The following is a 20034-nucleotide window of genomic DNA, read 5'->3' on the forward strand; positions in this document are numbered from 1 at the left end:
GCCAATTGGCGCTTTTTATTTATATAACAGGTTATTTATATAGCCTGTTTATTCACCGTAACTAGACTCAAAAAAACTTTCTAAAATAATAACCGCAGACATATTATCTACGTTACCTTTGCCTAAATTTTTATAGCCACCACTTTCAAAAAGTCGCGCTTTAGCATCCGCAGTCGTTAAACGCTCGTCTTGTGTTTGTACCGGAATGCCATAATGATTATGTAATCTGTTGGCAAACTTTTTTGCTTTAAAGGTAACCTCTTGTGACGTTCCATCCATATTTAGTGGTAAGCCAACAACCATTAAGTCAGGCTGCCATTCGGTTACTTGTACAGCAATATGGTCCCAGTTAGGAATGCCATCTTGTGCTTTTACAGCCTTAAGGCTAGACGCGCTGCCTGTTAGCTCTTGCCCAATAGCAATACCAATACTTTTGGTGCCAAAGTCAAAGCCCATTACAGTGCGTTCGCCTTGCGGCTTAAGCGATTTTTTTGTCATGTGTATCTTGTTTAAGTTTGCTAAGGGTTAAATTACTATTATGCGTGACCAGCTTCAGGGCTGAGTTGGCTAATATCAAAGCCCAACATTGAAACTGCTTTTTCCCATCGTTTTTCAACGGGGGTGTCAAAAATGATCTTCGGATCGGCTTCTATGATCAACCAACTGTTATCAAGTAACTCTTGTTCGAGTTGTCCTTGCTCCCATCCTGAATAACCCAGTGTAATAATAAATTGTTCAGGTGCTTGTGCGGTAGTTAAGCTTGCTAAAACGTCTTTTGAGGTAGTGATCATAATATCGCTACTGAGTTTTTGGCTTGCTGAATAACCTGATTGGGGAGAGTGCAAAACAAAACCACGGTCAGTTTTAACGGGTCCGCCTGCAAACACACTTACTTTTGCTGCGTTTTGCGTTTTGTCGTTATCAATTTCTATTTTATCTAAAAGTTCGCCAACAGTAACATCAATAGGTTGGTTTATTACCAAGCCCATAGCCCCATCTTCATTGTGCTCACAAATATAGGTAACAGCACGTTTAAAAAAAGGGTCTTGCATCGACGGCATCGCGATTAAAAAATGATTTTCTAATGACTGCATAGATTTCACCCTTTTTAGTTAATGAACTTTGAGTATGGCACATACCTTTGTTTTTAAAACTAAAAAAGCACTTTCATACAGTTTAAAAATTAATAGTTAACAACTATATTAAAATTTATGACACGAAAGTGCTTTTAATAACGATAGGTAGATACTTATTTATCTAGCTTTCTTTCAATGGCATCAAACAAATTACCTGTAATAGAAATATCATAAGCAGCTTCAATTTCGCGCACGCACGTTGGTGCAGTTACGTTAATTTCAGTTAATTTATCGCCAATAATATCTAAACCTACAAATATTAAGCCTTTTTCTTTAAGCGTTGGTGCAACCGCTTGCGCTATTTTTAAATCTGACTCGCTAAGTGGACGCGCTTCGCCTCGACCGCCAACAGCTAAATTACCGCGTGTTTCACCATTTTGTGGAATTCGCGCTAAACAATACGGAATAACCTCACCATCAATAACCAATACGCGCTTGTCGCCTTGTTTGATCTCTGGGATGTAATTTTGCACCATAGCAAAGCGGCTGCCGTGCTCGGTTAGCGTTTCACAAATTACACCAATGTTGGCATCGTCTTCTCTAAGGCGGAAAATAGATGCGCCACCCATGCCATCAAGGGGTTTTAAAATAATGTCTTTATGCTCGGCTAAAAACTCACGAATTTGTTTTTGGCTACGTGTAACAAGTGTGTCTGGCGTATGTTCGCTAAACCATGCTGTAAATAGCTTTTCGTTAGCATCGCGAAGGCTTTGTGGCTTGTTAATTATTAACGTACCTTCTTGTTCTGCACGCTCTAAAATATACGTCGCGTAAATGTATTCGGTATCAAAAGGAGGATCTTTTCGCATTAAAATAACATCAAGGTCGGCAAGGGCTATAGTGGCTTTTTCTTCAAGCTCGTACCATTTTTCTGCATTATTAAACACTTGCGCTTTAGACGCTGTAGCGTACGACTTACCTTTACGAAGAGATAAATCATCCATCTCCATATAATAAATTTCGTAGCCGCGTTCTTGCGCTTGCATCATCATTGCAAAACCGGTGTCTTTTTTGATGTTAAATCCACTAATAGGATCTGAAATAATACCTAACTTAATTGCCATGCGCTGTGCCTTACTATAAATGTTACTGTTTATATGAGGGTGCTTTTAGTTATTTCAATTAGCTAAATCGCCAAATTGAAGTTGTAATGCACTTAAGACCGTTAAAGCGGCTGTTTCCGTTCGTAAAATGCGCGGGCCTAAGCGAATATCCACAAATTCTAGTTGTTTAGTTAGTGCCATTTCATCGTCGGTAAAGCCGCCTTCTGGGCCGACTAAAAAGCGTACGCCATCTTTAGGTACCGTAATGGTTTTAATGCTGTGCTCAGCACGAGGGTGAAGAGTGAGCTTAATTGCATTGGTTTGTTGTGCAAGCCATTGTTTTAAATCTACAGGGGGATGAATAATTGGCACAAAATTACGCCCAGATTGCTCTGCCGCTGCTATTGCAATTTTTTGCCATTGTTGGTGTTTTTTCTCAAGACGATCGCCCATTAGTTTCACGCCACAGCGCTGACTAAAAATAGGGGTGATTTCGGTAATGCCCAGTTCAACTGACTTTTGAATTGTAAAATCCATCTTATCACCACGGGATACACACTGGCCTAAATGAATTTTAAGCGGGGATTCTACATCATGAGGATTAAGCTCTAACGGCATTACGACGACTGTTTTTTTTGTTACCTCAATTATTTCACTAAGGTATTCGCCGCCTTCGCCATTAAAAATAGATACATGCTCGCCTACTTTCATGCGCAGCACTCTGCCAATATGCCCTGCAGCATCGTCATCTAAAGTTACAGGGGTGTTTAGGGCAATACTCGATGTTTGATAAATATGAGGAACTCGCATAGGGCGTCACTTATTACTTAGCGTAAAGATATATACTGCTATGGTAAGTAAGCTGGGAGCTGTGCGCAATTATTTATTTTTATTAAGTTGCTCTGCAAGGTCTATTAAATCTTGTGGTGTGTGTGCTATATCGTGGTGATTTTGCGAAGGTTCCGTTAACGTCTCGTCAGTAACTAGGCTTAGTGTATAGCCTGTATCATCAAAGCTTATTAAAAAGCGCTCTTCATGTAACGAGTTATAAATAAAGCGTTGTTTATCGCTTGCTAGTAAGTAATCGGTACTATTAAAAAGGACTCCGTGTAAATCGTGATGCTCTTTTAGATAGTTAATTAATTCAGAAACGCTTATTTCGTTTTCAAGGTCGCAATAACTATAGTCTTTAATAAGTTCGTCAAACATCATTTTTACTAACTGGCGGGTATTACTGCCTGCTGCAATAAGCGTACTCGCTTTTGTTTTACCATTATTATTTACATAGTATTCGGCAAATGCTCGGCTAAATTCGTTGTCTATGTCAATTAACAAGTAATTCGTTATTTCAAGTGGCATAGAGCTAGGACCTTGTTGCATTTAAGTAATTACCATTATTACTTAAATGCAGACTTTTAATGGCTGTATTTTAGTAAAAAGGTCTAAAGAGAAAACATGCTAATAAGTAAATAGCCTATAGCACAAAAAACAGCAAACTCTATACATGCTACCCCAATATTATCTTGATGGTCTATTTCAAGAGCCGTATCAATATTTGGTAAAGAGATAACTTTTATCACATACGTTAAGCTGTAAAGTAGTATCCACATTACACCGCAATGCATAACGAGTGTAAATATGTTTTCTACCATTTTACCGTTTTGAAATGCTGCGCTAGATAAACCTGCATATACAGCCAATGCTAAGCCGATTGATTTACCAGCATACCTTATACCAATAGATGTATTCTCTAGGTTAAAGTTACTTTGTAGCGAAGCTCCTTGATTTGCTTTTGCAAAACGGTGTTCTCGTATTTTACTATCCAGTGCAAACATTCCCTGAAGCGTAAAAAAGCTAACACAAGCAATAAGTAAGTTACTGAATCCTTGGGTGTGCGTCCACGTGTACAAGCCAAGTGCGATAATACAGTTAGCGATTAACATGCCTGAATCTACCAATGCAGCACATACATTTTGTTTTAGTATGGCAGCTTCTTCGTTAAACCTGTGGAGTATCCATTTTCTGTGAATTAAATGACCCACTTTTATAAAAGTGAATAAAAGAATAATAATAATTAACACTTTTAACGGGTTTGACTGTGCGGTACTTATACTTATTTCGTCAAATAAGAAAGCCATAGTGGCTATAACAACTGATATTTCAGATGCAAAACTAATACCCATGGCAAAGTTGTCGTGTTGTGCTAGCTCATCTTTAAGCGCTTGTTTTGCTTTGATTTGAGTGACAACTCGTAAACAAAAAATAGTTATGCAAATAACCGCAAAACTAATGGCAATCGCAATAAAACTAGTGTTAGATAAAGACAAATATGACATGGTAATCCTAATTAAGTTAACCTTTCTAGGTTTTAATCATTCTAGTACGGTTATTGATGATATAAAAGAGAGGATTGATGAGTAACGTAAAGCAACTTCCTATTCAATTACAAAAACTTGGCTTGATGCGCTTTGAACAGTTATACCCGCAGCAAAGTAAACAAAGTGAAGTTGTAAGGTTATTAGCATTAAGCGACTTTGCTTGGCGCAGTTTAGAATCACAACCTGATTTAAATACTTGGCTATTATGCAAAGACGAAATACAAAATAGAGTAATAGATTCTCCTTTTAAAAACCTTAATTTAGCTGATATTGATGAAGTGCAGTGCCATAAAGTACTTCGCCAATATCGTGAAAAGTACTGGCTCAAAGTCGCCTTTTTAGATTTATGCTGTAACAATCCCATTGCCGATAGTATTAATTACATAAGCCAACTGGCTGACATGCTAATAAATAGTGCTAACCAATGGGCGCATGCACAGGTGGCAAAAGTAAATGGTGAGCCGCTTGATGAGCAAAACCAAGCAATGCCGTTAATGGTGTTGGGTATGGGAAAACTTGGCGGACAAGAGCTAAATTACTCCTCTGATATTGATCTCATTTTTGCATATCCGCGCAGTACAAAAACCCAAGGTGGCCGCAGAAGCCTTGAGGCTCAAGTATTTTATACCAAAGTTGCACAAAAGCTCATTGCATCACTTAACCAAGCCACCGGTGACGGGCAGGTATTTAGGGTTGATATGCGCCTACGCCCGTTTGGCGAAAGTGGCCCTTTGGTTATGAGCTTTAATGCCATTGAAGATTACTACCAAGAACAAGGTCGCGACTGGGAACGCTACGCGATGTTAAAAGGGCGCTTAATTGGCACGCCTAACAAATATTGGGATGAATTTATTAAGCTTTTAAAGCCGTTTGTTTATCGCCGGTATATTGATTTTTCGGTGATTGAATCTTTGCGTAAAATGAAGTTAATGATTGCACAAGAGGTTCGCCGTAAACGCTTAACTAATAATATAAAATTAGGAGCTGGTGGTATTCGTGAAGTTGAATTTATAGTGCAAGCCCTACAAATGGTACGAGGTGGGCGAGAGGCTAATTTACAAACTCAATCATTACTTAAAGCATTAAATGAGCTGGCACTTAGCCAAGTTATAGATGAGCAAGAAGCGAGCGAGCTTAAACGCAATTACCTTTATTTGCGAAAAGTTGAACAGTACTTACAAATATTTGACGATCAGCAAACGCAAACACTCCCCGATGATGAATTGAACCAGCAGCGCTTAAACTTATTATTAGAACAAGCTGATTTTTCTGCCACTTTAATCACTATTGAAAAGGTAATGAAGCAAGTTAACGGCGAGTTTGCACTCGTTATTGGCGAAGAAACCGCGCCACTAGATACCTGTGAAGGTGCATTTATTAGTGCTTGGGATCATGGTGATGTGAGCTTTCTAAAAGAGGCTAGAGATGAATGGCAAACACCCCTTAACGATTTTAAATTAAGGCTGTCTAAGGTCAACATCGGTAACCGAGGGCGTGAAACCCTTGATAAATTAATGCCTGTTTTATTGAGCCAGTTAAATGACTTTAATGCCAGCGCAGCTGCTTTTACAATGGTTTGCCAAATTTTTAATAAGATAATTTCACGTACTGCTTATTTAGAATTGCTGTACGAAAACCAAGGTGCATTAAAGCAACTTGTTTTACTGTGTTGTCATAGCAAATGGATAGGCGAACATATTTCTCGCTACCCTATATTGCTGGATGAGCTAATAGACCCGGCTGTTCTTTATAAACCGACACCATTAACCGCTTATAAAGATGAAATAAGACAGTATTTTTTACGAATAGAGCATGACGATTTAGAACTGCAAATGGAGTCGCTTAGGCAATTTAAGCAAACGCATCAATTACGAATTGCAGCTGCCGATGCAACCGGTGTTCTTGATGTGATGAAAGTAAGCGATCACTTAACTGTACTGGCCGAAGCGATTGTTGATCAAGCTGTTAATATTGCATGGCATAACACCGTTAAGCGTTTTGGTATGCCCCCTGGCACTGATGATGAAAACAAAGGTTTTGCTGTTATTGCATATGGTAAAACAGGCGGCTTAGAAGTAGGGTACGACTCAGATTTAGATTTGGTGTTTGTGCATAATCATGATGGCTCAAGCCAAACCAATGGTGAAAAACCGATAGATTCTCGCCAGTTTTATTTAAAACTCGCTCAGCGCTTAATGCATTTATTTAATACTCGTACTGCATCGGGTATTTTGTATGAGCTTGATACGCGATTACGCCCTGAAGGTGCATCAGGTTTACTTGCTATCAATTTAGAGAGCTTTAATCACTATCAGCAAACTCAAGCATGGACGTGGGAACATCAAGCACTTGTGCGGGCTCGGTTAATTTTGGGCCAAGACGATCTTATAGATCGTTTTTCACAAATCCGTAAAAATATACTTTGCCAACAGCGCGATGATACCGTGTTAAAAGCCGATGTAATAAAAATGCGCGAAAAAATGCGCGACCATCTAGCGAAGGGAAATACTGAGCAATTTGACTTAAAACAAGATGTTGGTGGTATGGCTGATATTGAGTTTATTACGCAATATTTAGTACTTAAACACGCGAATGAGTTTGAGCAGCTTACCGTTTACTCAGATAACGTAAGAATATTAACGGATGCAGCAAATATAGGCTGTATTACTAAAGAGCAAAAACAGCAGTTGATCAAAGCGTATATTGATTATCGCTCGTGTTATCACGTGCTGAGCTTGGATCAAAAAGGCAAATTGATCTCGCGAGAAGCTTTTTTACAAGATATTACTAACGTAACGAATATTTGGAATAGTATTTTTGAATTGAATTGAATTGTAAAACCCAAGCGCTTGCTTGGGTTTTTTGTACGTGTAACCCCTTAAATCTTTAGCTTTAAACAGTTTGTTCGCACAAATTCTGATGGTAACTCTGTAATAACCGCTGCTCTTTGTTTGTGGCAAAAGTAAGTGTAAACCTCATGCTCAAAGTCGTCATTTATAGCACGACCAATTTGATAAAGTGCTGAAGTAAAGTTGCTGTCTACTCTAAAATGATCTTTAACTACGTAGTCTTTACTTAAATACCAGTAAAGCTCAATACCTTCATTTTTAGCATATTGATAGAGTACGTCTTTAAGTGTTGTGCCATTTTCAAAGCGTCTAGGTTCAACTTCTCCAGTCCAAGTGGTCGGCATTGGATCAACTGTTCGCGCACGTTCCGCTAATACTCTATCTAAGGTCTGTTCTGGTGTTTTAAGTTTTAAAACAAATTGATCTCGTTCTTTATTACTTTTTACTTGGTTACGAATAGAGGAGTAAAAACGTGATAATCCTTCGGCAGCTGCATTTTTAGATTTTTTAATATCAAATAAAGAACCATCACTCAACAAAAAGTATACGGCGAGTGCTATTAGTACAGCTGCAAATGATAAATGCCTAATCCAAAACCACATGATTATTACCCACCTTATTTGTTCCTATTATTGTTATACCATTACTTTTTATAAAAAGAAGGGGTATTTTTATCAGGTCGAGTTTTAAAACGACGGTGTAGCCACATATATTGTTCGGGTGCGGCATTAACAGATTGTTCCATGCGTTGATTTACACGTGTTACATCAGCCTTATTATCCCCACTGGGGAAGTTTTCAAGCTCTGGCAGTATTTCTAAGTGATATTTACCATTTTCATCACGGCGAGTTATTAAACTCATTGTTTCGCAGTTTTTACTGCCTGCAAACATAAGAGTACCCGTTGTAGTTGCAGCGTCAGGTACTGCGTAAAATGGGACAAATTCACAGCGGTTACGACCGTAATCTTGATCGGGTAAGTAATAACATACCTTTTTATTTTTTAATGCTTTTAGTAAACCTTTTACATCTTTTCGACCGATTAAATATTCGTTAGAGCGAAGGCGCCCATTAGTCGTAAAGTATTCCATTAGTGGGTTGTTATGAGGGCGATAAAAGCCAACACCCTGACACTCTAAGCCCATAATACGGCTAGCCATTTCAAGATGCAGAATATGAGGGACAAGCAATAAAACACCTTTACCAGACGCTTGTACGCGTTCAAAGTGCTCAAGCCCTTTAAAAGACCCTAATGCTTTTTGTGCTCGCCACTGCGGCCACCACCAGGCCATGCCAGTCTCAACCATTGCAATACCGGTGTTTTCCATATTTTTGAGCACAAGGTCTTTTTGATCTGCTGCGCTCATATCAGGAAAACACAGCTTAATATTTACTTCTGCAATATGGCGACGGCGCTTCATAAATTTATGAACTAAGCGACCAAGCTGTTTACCCATTGCCAATTGTAGTTTTTGCGGTAACCAAGAAATTAAATATAAAAATAGAACACCAATCCACGTTAACCAGTATCGAGGGCCCAAAAAAGATGCTTTAAAAGGAGATGAGGTGACCACAAAAATATCTCTGAGAATAAAAACGATAGTTTAACGCTAAGCGCTGTAAAATACAAAAAGCCAGCATTTAGCTGGCTTCCAATGTGTTCATACTGCACGAGTAATGAAAATTAAGCGGCTTTTAAACCTTGGTTTATAGCAACTAAATCTGCACTTGTTAATGTACCCGCAGCTTGTTTTAGGCGAAGGGTAGATAACACATAACGGTAACGTACATCAGCAAGGTTACGCTTTGCATCGTACAAATTTTGCGTACTTACTAGTACGTCAACAATGGTACGAGTACCTACTTCAAAACCAGCTTCAGTTGCTTTAAGGGCACTTTGAGCTGAAACAACCGCTTGCTCTAGCGCTTTGTAAGTAGCAATGTCTGAAACAACTTGGTTATAAGATGTAATTACTGTGCGAGTTACTGCGCGGTAATTTGTTTCATAGTCTTGGCTCGCACCTACGTAAAACGCACGGGCCTGATTTGTTGCAGCAACTGTTGCACCACCTGAATATAAAGGTACGCTAAAGTTAAGCCCTACAGAGCTTGAGTCTGAACGTGGCTGATCATCAAAGTTAGCGCCATTTATTTGATTGTCTGTAAGAGAATCGCCGTAACTAGCACTTAGGGTTAGCTTTGGGTAATGACCCGCTTTTGCTAATTCAATTTGATCTTTTGCAATATCAACCGTTACTTTAGACACTTGTAGGTTTATATTTTTATCTTCAGCTACTTTAACAAAGTCGCTTGAGCGCTTAGTTGGTTTAGTTGTTGAGAAAGTATCTGTATTTAAAAAGTCTAATTTTTCGTGATATTTACCTGTAATCTCACGAAGTTGCTCACGTGCTGTTTCTACAGCATTACCTGCAATAATTTCTTGAGCTACAGAGTTATCAAACTGAGCTTGCGCTTCGTGTACGTCAGTAATTGCTGTTAAGCCTACCGCATACCGTTGTTTTGTTTGCTCAAGTTGACGTTCAATTGCACGTTTTTCAGCTTCAACAAATTCAAGGTTATCGCTTGCACTTAATACGTTAAAATAACCTTCAGCAACGCGTACAATTAAGTTTTGTTTAGCTGCATCGTATAGGCCGCTTGCTTGAAGCGCTTGCTTGTCGGCAATATCTAACGTATTCCAGGCACCTAAATCAAATAATGTTTGGCTTAAGCTCACACCGCGAGAGAATTGGTCTGTATCACTTTCAACTTTTACTTGGTTAGATAAGTCGCCAACGCTTTGGTACGACGTTGCATCGCTTTTTGTATAACCCATAGTTAAACCAATTTGAGGTAATAGTGCACTCATCGCCAAATCGCTTTGGTAAGACTGCGCATCGGCTTGGGCTTTTGCTTTTAAAACAGTAGGATCGTTAGCTGTCGCTATTTCAAAAACTTGTAGTAAATCTTCAGCTTTCACTGCTGTTGCACCTAATGCGCATGATAAACTAACTAGCGCCGCAAGAATGTTCTTTTTCATGTGGGGTTCGGTCCTTAGACAATTTTTGTACTAAAAGCATGTTAACCTGTTTTACTGCATAACAAAAAAAATAATTAGTAAAACAGTATGTTCAAGTGTAACAGAATATATTAACGCATTTTAAAGCTTTAGATAAGTAGGAGGTATGTACGTGGTTGATAAAAAGCTCGTTCAATTTACACATAAAGATGTGAATTTAAAGCCAATAAAAAACCTTTATAAAGGTTTTTTTCAGGTTGATTTATACCAGTTTGAACATGCTCTTTTTGCGGGTGGAAAATCTAAAGTAATTAGTCGAGAAATATTAGAACGTGGCGATGCTATTGCAGTACTCCCTTACGATCCAATATCAGATACTGTTCTTTTAATTGAGCAAATACGTATTGGCGCTATTAAAAGCAAGCATTCGCCTTGGCTGCTAGAGTGTATAGCCGGAATGACAGACGGCAGTACGGATTACGAATCAGTTGTAAAAAAAGAAGCGTATGAAGAAGCTGGGCTTAAATTAACTGAACTTGAATTTATGCTTTCATACCTATCAAGCCCTGGTGGTACAACTGAGCGCTTACATTTATATTTAGCGCGTACTGACTTAAGCCAAGTGAAATCAGGTGTATATGGTCTTGAAACTGAAGGCGAGGATATAAAAACTCACATTCTATCAGTTGATGATGCGCTAATGCGCCTCAATAACGGTGAAATGGATAATGCGGCAACGGTTATTTGTATGCAGTGGCTTGCGCTAAATCGCGAAAAAATGGCAAGCAAATGGGCATAAACTCTTACTAATATTATGGTGGTACTTTGACAGCACAATTAGCAACAAAGCGATATATTCAGAGCCTCCCAAAGTATTTAACACTTTGTGAGCATAACTATGTGCGACTATTAAAGTTGTTACCGAGCGAGCGCAATATAGGAAGCATTCGTGAAGTTAAACTTGGCAACAGTGAGTTTGCTACAAAAATTGATGGCAGCGCAAAATACACTATGGATATTTCAATTAAGCAGCTAACAGGAATGGTTAAAGGGATTACGCCACTGTATTTAACGGTGCGTTTGTATCACGATGCCAAAGTGGCTGAAATTGTTCATCACGATTATCATCAACGCATAAAACCATCTTATGGATACCCTAACCCTAAAATGCATCAAAAAGATGAAAAGTATCAACTTAATGCTTTTTTATACGATTGGTTAGTGGCCTGTGTAGAGCACGGACAAGCGACGTTAAATTGGGATGTAAATAATGGCTTGGTTTGATGATACATATACATTTGATAAATCATCTTTGTGCATTGCTCATATTACTGACAGCCATTTATTTGCAGACAAAAGCGGTGAGTACTTTACTGTAAATACCGCAGAACATTTTGAACAAGCCTTGGCACACATAGCAAAACAATCAATAGACTGCATTATTTTTGGTGGCGATTTAACACAAGATCATAGTTTTGAATCGTACTTATTATTTAGTGAACTTATAAATGCCAGTGACATTACTTGTCCTGTATTTTGGGTGCCAGGTAATCATGATGAACTAGCAATGCTTAATCGCATAAGTGGTGGGCAAATAAATTCGGCTAAACATATTATTGCTAATGGGATTGAGTTACTTCTTATTAATTCTAAAGGGCCCACGCCCGCAGGATGGGTTACTGGCACGCATTTAGATGAAGTAACGGACGCTTTAGTCAACTCGAATAATAGTAAAGTTATATTTTGTCATCATAATCCGCTGCCAATAAACGGCTACCTTGATAAACACTTATTAGAAAATGGCCCACAGCTTTTAAATATCTTAGTTAATAGTAATAATGTATCTGCGCTTTTTCATGGGCATGTGCACAATGATTACGAACAAAGTTTTAGAGGGCTGCCCATATATGCGACCCCGGCCAGCTCAATACAGTTTGTAAAGCACACTTCACAGTGGGAGCAAAAAAATGCGGGGCCAGCTTACAGAACGCTAAATATAAAGAGTAAAAAAGATAAAGTAGAAGTAAAAACGGAAGTAGTATGGCTAAACGCGTAATTTATATTCATGGCTTTAATAGTTCACAAAAATCATATAAAGCTGTGCGCTTTGGTGAGCTTATGGCAAACTATGACGTTGATTATTGTGTACCGAACTTAAACCACGAGCCCCTACAAGCTATAATTGAGCTTGAACAATTACTAACGCCAAATACCGTTTTATTAGGTAGCTCGTTAGGTGGTTTTTTTGCCACGTATTTATCGCAGCGTTATCAAATTCCTGCAGTGGTTATTAATCCCGCGGTCGCACCCTATAATTTATTACAGTCGTTACTTGGACCTAATTATAATCCGTATCAAGATTATCATTACGATTTAAATAACAGTCATATTGAGGCACTTAAATTACTCGCTGTAGATAAATTAGCATACCCTGAGTTACTGTACTTATTACAGCAAACAGGCGATGAAGTGTTGAACTTTCAACACGCAGTAAAATATTATTCGCAATGCAAGCAATTGATAGAATTTGGTGGCGATCATAGCTACGTTGAATTTGAACGCACCTTTGCAAGTATTGTAGATTTTCTTAAAATCACGTAAAACTAGTTAGCCTGAACTGAGGTTAGTTACTATATTAACGCTTTAGCGCATATAACAATAAAACTAGTAAAGCGTATTAGAGCCTTAGCGGATATAAAGACAAAAACTATGAGTGATCAAAATTATAACGCCGAAGCCATTGAAGTACTTAATGGATTAGAACCGGTAAAACGACGCCCAGGGATGTACACAGATACAACACGTCCCAATCATTTAGGCCAAGAGGTTATCGATAACAGTGTCGATGAAGCTATGGCTGGTCATGCTACTCGTATCGACGTAATACTCCACGAAGACAATTCGCTTGAAGTAAGTGATGACGGGCGTGGTATGCCTATTGATATTCACCCAGAAGAAGGCATCCCTGGGGTTGAATTGATCTTCACTAAATTACACGCCGGTGGTAAGTTTTCTAATAAAAACTACCAATTTTCGGGTGGTTTACACGGTGTAGGTATTTCTGTAGTAAATGCGTTATCTACGCGTGTAGAAGTAACAGTAAGACGCGACGCTCAACAATACAGAATGGCATTTGAAAGCGGCGATAAAGTAGAAGACTTAAATGTAATTGGTACAGTGGGTAAACGTAACACCGGTACTACGGTTCGTTTTTGGGCTGATGTTAGCTACTTTGATTCACCAAACTACTCAATTACTAAACTTAATCATTTATTAAAAGCCAAAGCCGTTTTGTGTCCAGGGCTGCGAATTAAGTTTGTTAATAAGCAAACAAAAGAAACCCAAGAATGGTTTTACGAAACAGGCTTAAAAGATTATTTAGTTGAAGCAATTAAAGGTTTTGAAACATTACCGCAAGACCCATTTGTAGGTGAATTTAAGAGCTCAATTGAAGGCGCTGATTGGGCTGTTGTATGGCTACCAGAAGGTGGTGAATCAATAGCTGAAAGCTACGTAAACCTTATACCTACCGCGCAAGGTGGTACGCATGTAAATGGTTTACGCCAAGGCTTGCTTGAAGCAATGCGTGAATTTTGTGAGTTTAGAAACTTACTCCCTCGTGGTGTGAAATTAACTCCTGATGACATTTGGGATCGTTGTAGTTACGTGTTATCGGTTAAAATGCAAGACCCTCAATTTGCCGGTCAAACAAAAGAAAAACTATCATCACGCTCGTGTTCTGCGTTTGTATCGGGGGTTGTAAAAGACTCGTTTAGTTTATGGTTGAATGAACATACTGATACCGCAGAGTTATTAGCTGAGTTATGTATTTCAAATGCACAAACTCGCTTGCGTGCAGCTAAAAAAGTAGTGCGTAAACGTGTTACTGCAGGTCCTGCTTTACCGGGTAAATTGACCGATTGTAGCGCGGCCGATAACGACCGTACCGAATTGTTTTTAGTGGAAGGTGATTCTGCTGGTGGCTCTGCTAAACAAGCAAGAGACCGTGAATTTCAGGCTATCATGCCGCTACGTGGTAAAATTTTGAATACCTGGGAAGTTGAGTCAGGCCAAATACTAGCATCACAAGAAGTACACGATATTTCAGTGGCGCTGGGTATTGATCCAGAATCAACCGATATGTCGGCATTACGCTACAATAAAATTTGTATATTGGCCGATGCTGACTCGGATGGACTACACATCGCAACACTATTATGTGCACTGTTTGTTCGCCATTTCCCAGAGTTAGTAAAAACAGGGCATGTGTATGTAGCAATGCCGCCATTATTTAGAATAGATATTGGCAAAGAAGTTTATTACGCACTTGATGAGCAAGAAAAAACCGCTATTTTGGCGCGCATAGAAGCCGAGAAAAAACGCGGAAAAGTAAACGTACAACGATTCAAAGGTCTGGGTGAAATGAACCCGTTACAACTGCGTGAAACCACGATGGATCCAAATACACGACGTTTAGTGCAGCTTACGCTTGATGAAGAAGTAGAAACCATGGAAATGATGGATATGCTGCTTGCTAAGAAACGATCGCCTGATCGTCGTCAATGGTTAGAAGATCATGGTAACAAGGCACTCGTTTAATTACCTGTGCTTAACACTAGGAGAGGCGAATGAAAAAACTACTAGGAAGTTTGCTGTTACTTGGGCTGACTACCGCTCCTGTAATGGCGAAAAATATACTCGATAAGCTCACAGTTGCACCGGGATTTGAAATAAGCTTATTTGCAAATGATGTAGAAAATGCACGTCAAATAGCCGTTTCAAAAAAAGGTATTGTGTATGTTGGCTCCCGTAAAGCGGGCAACGTATATGCGCTTATTGATCATAATAGTGATGGCGTAGCAGATAAAAAAATTGTTGTGGCTAAAGGCCTAAACATGCCCTCAGGCATAGCAATTAAAGATGGCGATTTATACGTAGGCGAAGTACATCGTATTATTCGCTTTAAAAATATTGATACCCAATTAAAAGATCCAAAATTTGATGTGGTTTATGACGCATTACCGAGCGAGCGTCATCATGGTTGGAAATTTTTACGTTTTGCACCAACGGGCGAGCTAATCATTCCGGTGGGTGTACCGTGTAATATTTGTGCTGAAGATGAACGTTTTGGCCGTATTTTTGCGCTTAATGTAGAAACAAAACAAATAAAAACAATAGCCAAGGGCGTTAGAAACACCGTCGGTTTTGATTTTCATCCAGCTACTCAAGCTTTATGGTTTAGTGATAACGGTCGCGACATGATGGGCGATGATATTCCGCCTGATGAGTTAAACCGTGCAACGCAAGAAGGTGAACATTTTGGTTTTCCGTATGTTCATGCCGGCGCAATTATTGACCCTGAGTTTGGGGAAGGTAAAAATATTGCCGATTACACGTCGCCAGCTCTTGCACTTCCAGCGCATGTAGCGCCACTGGGCATTCATTTTTATAACGGTAAGCAATTTCCAGCAAGCTATAAGCAACAATTATTTGTTGCTGAACATGGCTCATGGAACCGTTCTAAAAAGTCAGGTTATAAAGTAGGGCTAGCAACAATTGAAGTAGGTCGCGTAACTAAATATACGCCATTTATTACTGGCTTTATGAAAGACGAAACAACATTTGGACGCCCTGTTGCATTTGCAGAATTAGGTGACGGCAGTCTGTTAGTAAGCGATGATTACGCCAATGTAATCTACCGTGTAAGCTATAAGAAAAACTAGGTAAGCTTTAATGAGTGATACAGATACCTTGCTAATGCAAGGAATTGAGCAACAAACAATGGGGCGTTTTACCGAAGACGCCTATTTAAATTATTCCATGTACGTGATCATGGACCGCGCCTTACCGCATGTAGGTGATGGTTTAAAACCAGTACAGCGTCGTATTATTTATGCGATGAGTGAGCTGGGTTTGTCGGCTAACGCTAAGTACAAAAAATCAGCCCGTACAGTGGGTGACGTGCTTGGTAAGTACCATCCACACGGCGACAGTGCATGTTACGAAGCGATGGTATTAATGGCGCAGCCGTTTTCTTACCGCTACCCTTTGGTGGATGGACAAGGAAACTGGGGCGCGGCAGATGACCCTAAATCGTTTGCAGCAATGCGTTATACCGAAGCGCGTTTATCTAAGTTTTCAGAAGTACTGCTTAAAGAGCTTGGCCAAGGCACCGTCGATTGGACACCAAACTTTGATGGCACAATGGATGAGCCTGTTGTACTGCCTTCTCGTTTACCGCATATTTTACTAAACGGTATAACGGGTATTGCCGTAGGTATGGCAACCGATATTCCGCCACATAACGTACGTGAAGTGGCTAGTGCATGTTGTTTATTACTTGATAAACCAAAAACAGAGCTTGAAGAATTACTTGAGCTTGTACATGCACCAGATTATCCAACAGATGCTGAAATAATTACCCCAAAAGCCGATATTCACAAAATATATAAAACCGGTCGAGGGTCTATCAAAATGCGTGCGGTTTATACCGAAGAGCATGGTGATATTGTTATTACAGCGCTGCCGCATCAATGTTCTGGTGGTAAAGTACTTGAGCAAATTGCAGCGCAAATGAACGCTAAAAAATTACCAATGATTGCCGATTTACGTGACGAGTCAGATCACGAAAATCCAACACGCATTGTAATTATTCCGCGCTCAAACCGCATTAAAGCTGAGCCATTAATGGCGCACTTATTTGCAACCACCGATCTTGAAAAAAATTACCGAGTAAACTTAAACATGCTAGGCCTAGATGGCCGCCCGCAAGTTAAAGACTTACGCTGTATTTTAAGTGAGTGGCTAATATTTAGACGCGAAACAGTGCGTCGTCGTTTGCAGTATCGTTTAGATAAAGTATTAGCACGTCTACATATTTTAGAGGGTTTGTTAGCCGCCTTTTTAAATATTGATGAAGTGATTGAAATCATTCGCAGCGAAGATAAACCAAAGCCTGTATTAATGGAGCGCTTTGATTTAACTGATACGCAGGCAGAAGCAATTCTAGAATTAAAACTTCGTCATTTAGCAAAACTTGAAGAGTTTAAAATTCGTGGTGAGCAAGACGAACTGGCTAAAGAGCGTGATAAATTAGCGCAAATTTTGGGCTCAGAACGTCGTATGTCGACACTGCTTAAAAAAGAAATTCAAGAAGCCGCTGAAATGTACGGTGACGATCGTCGCTCACCAGTGATTGAGCGCTCAGAAGCGAAAGCACTTAACGAAAAAGATTTAATTCCGTCAGAGTCAGTTACTGTTGTGCTATCAGACAAAGGCTGGGCACGCGTTGGTAAAGGTCATGACTTAGATGTACAAGGCTTAAATTATCGCTCAGGTGACGGCTTTAGAGCCTCTGCTCGTGGTAAGAGTAATCAACCTGCGGTATTTTTAGATTCAGCGGGGCGGGCGTTTGCAACTGATGCGCACAGTCTACCTTCGGCGCGTAGCCAAGGGGAGCCAATGACAGGTCGTTTTAACTTAACACCAGGCGCTAATTTTGAGCACGTGGTAATGAGTGAAGACGAGCAAGTATTGCTTATGACGTCAGATGCAGGTTACGGCTTTATTACCGACTTTAAAGACTTAGTTAGTAAAAATAAAAACGGTAAAGCGCTCGTAAGTGTCCCTAAAGGTGGAATATTACTTTCTCCTATTAGAGTGAACGATGTTGCTAGCGATTACTGTATGGCTATTTCTAACGAAGGTCGAATGCTTTTATTCCCGCTGCGAGACTTACCAAAATTAGGTAAGGGTAAAGGTAATAAAATCATCTCTATACCAGGTGCTAAAGTACAAGCCCGTGAAGAGTTTGTAAAAGTGCTTGCTGTTGTACCACTAGGAAGCAGTGTTACGCTTCATGCTGGTAAGCGTAAACTAACACTTAAACCAAGTGATTTAGAGCATTATCATGGTGAGCGAGGACGTAGGGGTAATAAACTACCGCGTGGCTTACAGCGTGTTGACGAAGCCGTTGTTGAGCTAACTCCTCAAGATGATGAACCAATAGACGTTATTAGCGAAGAGTAGCCAATTACTTTTTTGTATAAATAAAAACGGTCTGCATTTGCAGGCCGTTTTTGTTTTAAAATAAAGAGCTTAAATATTTCAGCGTACACTTGTGCGCTATTGACTCGTTTGTGTCACAAAATAACGCTATAATAATTATAATTCATTTTTGGAGAAGCCCATTTGCTAGCTGTTATACGCGTTTTTATTATGCTGCTGTTTATATTATTCAGTTGTATTTTTGGTTTATTACTTTCGATTGTAAGACCATTTCACCCTAATAATGTACATATTATAGCGGGTTGGTTTGGCTCAATGGCTAAAATGGTTGGCGTTAAGCTAGTTCTAACACGTCATAAAGATGCCGTTGATCCAGGTCCTGCAGTTTATGTTGCTAATCATCAAAATAGCTACGACTTATTTACAGTGCCAGCAATGGTGCCAAAAAACTGCGTAAGTTTGGGTAAAAAGAGCTTAAAGTGGATCCCATTTTTTGGTCAGCTTTATTGGTTGTCGGGTAATATATTAATAGACAGATCGAATCGCTCTAAAGCGGCAGGAACTATCTCAAAAGCAGCCGAAAAAATTAAAAATAATGGCTTATCTGTATGGATGTTTCCAGAAGGCACTCGAAGCTATGGAAGAGGGTTGCTACCATTTAAAACAGGCGCATTTCACACCGCAATGAGCGCAGATGTACCCATAATTCCGGTATGTATGAATACAACACATAAAACCATTAAGCTAAATCGTTGGGATAATGGTACAATTCACATCGAAATGTTAGCGCCTATACCGCTTGATAAAGAAATTAGCGCGCGTGAGCATGCTAAAAGCGTGCATAGCATTATGGCTGCTAAAATAACTGAATTAGATGCTCAAGTGAGAGAAAAATAATGGAAAACTGGCGTGAAATAAGTGAAGACATCGTAAGTTCACTACTTGAAGATGGGTCAGACCCTGAAATACTTTATGAAGTAGAGCACCACTTTGTGTGTGAAGACTTTCCTAAGTTAGAGCAAGCTGCACTTGCTGCTTTTAAATTGGGTTACGATGTTGAAGAACCAGCAGAGCTTGAGCTTGAAGACGGTAACAAAATTTGGAGCTTTGACATTGTAGTTGAAGCTGAGCTAGACGTAGACGTTATTATGGAAGACGTTGATAAGCTAGCGCAACTAGCCGTTGAGTGCGAAGTTGAGTACGATGGTTGGGGTACTTACTTTCAAGAGTAATGCAGCTAACTAGGGTTTAGATTTATTAATTTGAAAGCGAGTATTGTAAAAGTACTCGCTTTTTTGTGTCACGAATTAGGGAGTGCTAATTTTACATGATTCAAGCTTGCTTACATCCATGTAAGAATAAGTTAACCGAGCGCAGCTTCCGCGTTCTGCTCACGCCCCTCACCTTTATCCATGTAGACAATAAAGTGTTACTCACTCCAAAGAAATCTCAAAATTAGTACCTGTTTAGCATTTCAATTTCATCATCACCTATTAATTTGAAAGGTTAATCTCACATATAAAATTTACTTTTAATTATTTATTTGCACTAATATTTTGAAATTTTAAATTATATAAGCGCGTATTTTTAAATTTTAGTCATT

19 protein-coding genes are annotated in these 20034 nt (G+C 39.3%); 10 read left to right on the forward strand and 9 right to left on the reverse strand.

Translation table 11 applies throughout. From position 1 onward, the window contains the following. Positions 1 to 48: 48 nt before the first annotated feature. The 6 genes from ruvX to CXF89_RS14130 form a co-directional block, all read right to left on the reverse strand. Positions 49 to 498: a Holliday junction resolvase RuvX gene (ruvX, locus tag CXF89_RS14105; protein ID WP_008170791.1), complete on the reverse strand. Its 450-nt coding sequence runs from the start codon at positions 496 to 498 to the stop codon at positions 49 to 51. Positions 499 to 536: 38 nt separating this feature from the next. Next, positions 537 to 1094, reverse strand: a complete 558-nt coding sequence (locus tag CXF89_RS14110) for a YqgE/AlgH family protein (protein WP_007585401.1) — start codon at positions 1092 to 1094, stop codon at positions 537 to 539. Between the two features lie 155 nt (positions 1095 to 1249). After that, positions 1250 to 2200 carry a glutathione synthase gene (gene gshB / locus CXF89_RS14115; RefSeq protein ID WP_121954957.1) on the reverse strand — a complete coding sequence of 317 codons (951 nt, stop codon included), beginning with the start codon at positions 2198 to 2200 and terminating at the stop codon, positions 1250 to 1252. A 54-nt stretch (positions 2201 to 2254) separates the two neighbouring features. Beyond that, complete coding sequence (gene rsmE, locus CXF89_RS14120) at positions 2255 to 2989, reverse strand: 16S rRNA (uracil(1498)-N(3))-methyltransferase (RefSeq protein WP_121954958.1); 735 nt, start codon at positions 2987 to 2989, stop codon at positions 2255 to 2257. A gap of 69 nt (positions 2990 to 3058) precedes the next feature. Then, positions 3059 to 3559 carry a hypothetical protein gene (locus CXF89_RS14125; protein ID WP_007585395.1) on the reverse strand — a complete coding sequence of 167 codons (501 nt, stop codon included), beginning with the start codon at positions 3557 to 3559 and terminating at the stop codon, positions 3059 to 3061. Positions 3560 to 3621: 62 nt separating this feature from the next. After that, positions 3622 to 4515: a DUF350 domain-containing protein gene (locus CXF89_RS14130; RefSeq protein WP_007585393.1), complete on the reverse strand. Its 894-nt coding sequence runs from the start codon at positions 4513 to 4515 to the stop codon at positions 3622 to 3624. Positions 4516 to 4592: 77 nt separating this feature from the next. On the opposite strand from CXF89_RS14130, the gene glnE reads away from it, so the two are divergent. Then, a complete protein-coding gene (gene glnE, locus CXF89_RS14135) occupies positions 4593 to 7388 on the forward strand; it encodes a bifunctional [glutamate--ammonia ligase]-adenylyl-L-tyrosine phosphorylase/[glutamate--ammonia-ligase] adenylyltransferase (RefSeq protein ID WP_121954959.1) in 2796 nt (931 codons plus the stop codon). A 47-nt stretch (positions 7389 to 7435) separates the two neighbouring features. On the opposite strand, the gene CXF89_RS14140 is transcribed toward glnE, so the two are convergent. From CXF89_RS14140 to tolC, 3 genes are all read right to left on the reverse strand, one after another. Then, a complete protein-coding gene (locus CXF89_RS14140) occupies positions 7436 to 8008 on the reverse strand; it encodes a toxin co-regulated pilus biosynthesis Q family protein (protein WP_024592837.1) in 573 nt (190 codons plus the stop codon). 41 nt (positions 8009 to 8049) lie between these two features. Beyond that, positions 8050 to 8979 carry an LpxL/LpxP family Kdo(2)-lipid IV(A) lauroyl/palmitoleoyl acyltransferase gene (lpxL, locus tag CXF89_RS14145; RefSeq protein ID WP_024590685.1) on the reverse strand — a complete coding sequence of 310 codons (930 nt, stop codon included), beginning with the start codon at positions 8977 to 8979 and terminating at the stop codon, positions 8050 to 8052. A gap of 110 nt (positions 8980 to 9089) precedes the next feature. Further along, positions 9090 to 10445, reverse strand: a complete 1356-nt coding sequence (gene tolC, locus CXF89_RS14150; RefSeq protein ID WP_024590686.1) for an outer membrane channel protein TolC — start codon at positions 10443 to 10445, stop codon at positions 9090 to 9092. 151 nt (positions 10446 to 10596) lie between these two features. On the opposite strand from tolC, the gene CXF89_RS14155 reads away from it, so the two are divergent. The 9 genes from CXF89_RS14155 (at position 10597) to rraB (ending at position 19663) form a co-directional block, all read left to right on the forward strand. Further along, the gene (locus CXF89_RS14155; RefSeq protein WP_076916364.1) at positions 10597 to 11223 is read left to right on the forward strand and encodes an NUDIX hydrolase; all 627 of its coding nucleotides are present in this window, start codon (positions 10597 to 10599) and stop codon (positions 11221 to 11223) included. Positions 11224 to 11249: 26 nt separating this feature from the next. Beyond that, positions 11250 to 11708 carry a DUF1249 domain-containing protein gene (locus CXF89_RS14160; RefSeq protein ID WP_024592841.1) on the forward strand — a complete coding sequence of 153 codons (459 nt, stop codon included), beginning with the start codon at positions 11250 to 11252 and terminating at the stop codon, positions 11706 to 11708. Then, positions 11695 to 12480, forward strand: coding sequence for a metallophosphoesterase (locus tag CXF89_RS14165; RefSeq protein WP_024592842.1), 786 nt, complete (start codon positions 11695 to 11697; stop codon positions 12478 to 12480). Before CXF89_RS14160 ends, CXF89_RS14165 begins: the two co-directional genes overlap by 14 nt. Beyond that, the gene (locus CXF89_RS14170) at positions 12465 to 13025 is read left to right on the forward strand and encodes a YqiA/YcfP family alpha/beta fold hydrolase (RefSeq protein ID WP_007585377.1); all 561 of its coding nucleotides are present in this window, start codon (positions 12465 to 12467) and stop codon (positions 13023 to 13025) included. Before CXF89_RS14165 ends, CXF89_RS14170 begins: the two co-directional genes overlap by 16 nt. Before the next feature lie 108 nt (positions 13026 to 13133). Next, on the forward strand, positions 13134 to 15023 hold the full coding sequence (gene parE, locus CXF89_RS14175) for a DNA topoisomerase IV subunit B (protein WP_121954960.1): 1890 nt from the start codon (positions 13134 to 13136) through the stop codon (positions 15021 to 15023). A gap of 29 nt (positions 15024 to 15052) precedes the next feature. Further along, a complete protein-coding gene (locus tag CXF89_RS14180) occupies positions 15053 to 16147 on the forward strand; it encodes a PQQ-dependent sugar dehydrogenase (protein WP_121954961.1) in 1095 nt (364 codons plus the stop codon). A gap of 10 nt (positions 16148 to 16157) precedes the next feature. Continuing rightward, positions 16158 to 18452 (forward strand): DNA topoisomerase IV subunit A, encoded by a 2295-nt coding sequence (gene parC, locus CXF89_RS14185; RefSeq protein ID WP_121954962.1) that lies wholly within the window; start codon positions 16158 to 16160, stop codon positions 18450 to 18452. 162 nt (positions 18453 to 18614) lie between these two features. Next, positions 18615 to 19328 carry a 1-acylglycerol-3-phosphate O-acyltransferase gene (locus CXF89_RS14190; RefSeq protein WP_024590693.1) on the forward strand — a complete coding sequence of 238 codons (714 nt, stop codon included), beginning with the start codon at positions 18615 to 18617 and terminating at the stop codon, positions 19326 to 19328. Then, positions 19328 to 19663, forward strand: a complete 336-nt coding sequence (gene rraB, locus CXF89_RS14195; protein ID WP_007585369.1) for a ribonuclease E inhibitor RraB — start codon at positions 19328 to 19330, stop codon at positions 19661 to 19663. Before CXF89_RS14190 ends, rraB begins: the two co-directional genes overlap by 1 nt. Positions 19664 to 20034 lie beyond the last annotated feature (371 nt).

Origin of the sequence: Pseudoalteromonas sp. MelDa3 (assembly GCF_002863625.1) — a bacterium.
Classification (GTDB): domain Bacteria; phylum Pseudomonadota; class Gammaproteobacteria; order Enterobacterales; family Alteromonadaceae; genus Pseudoalteromonas; species Pseudoalteromonas arctica.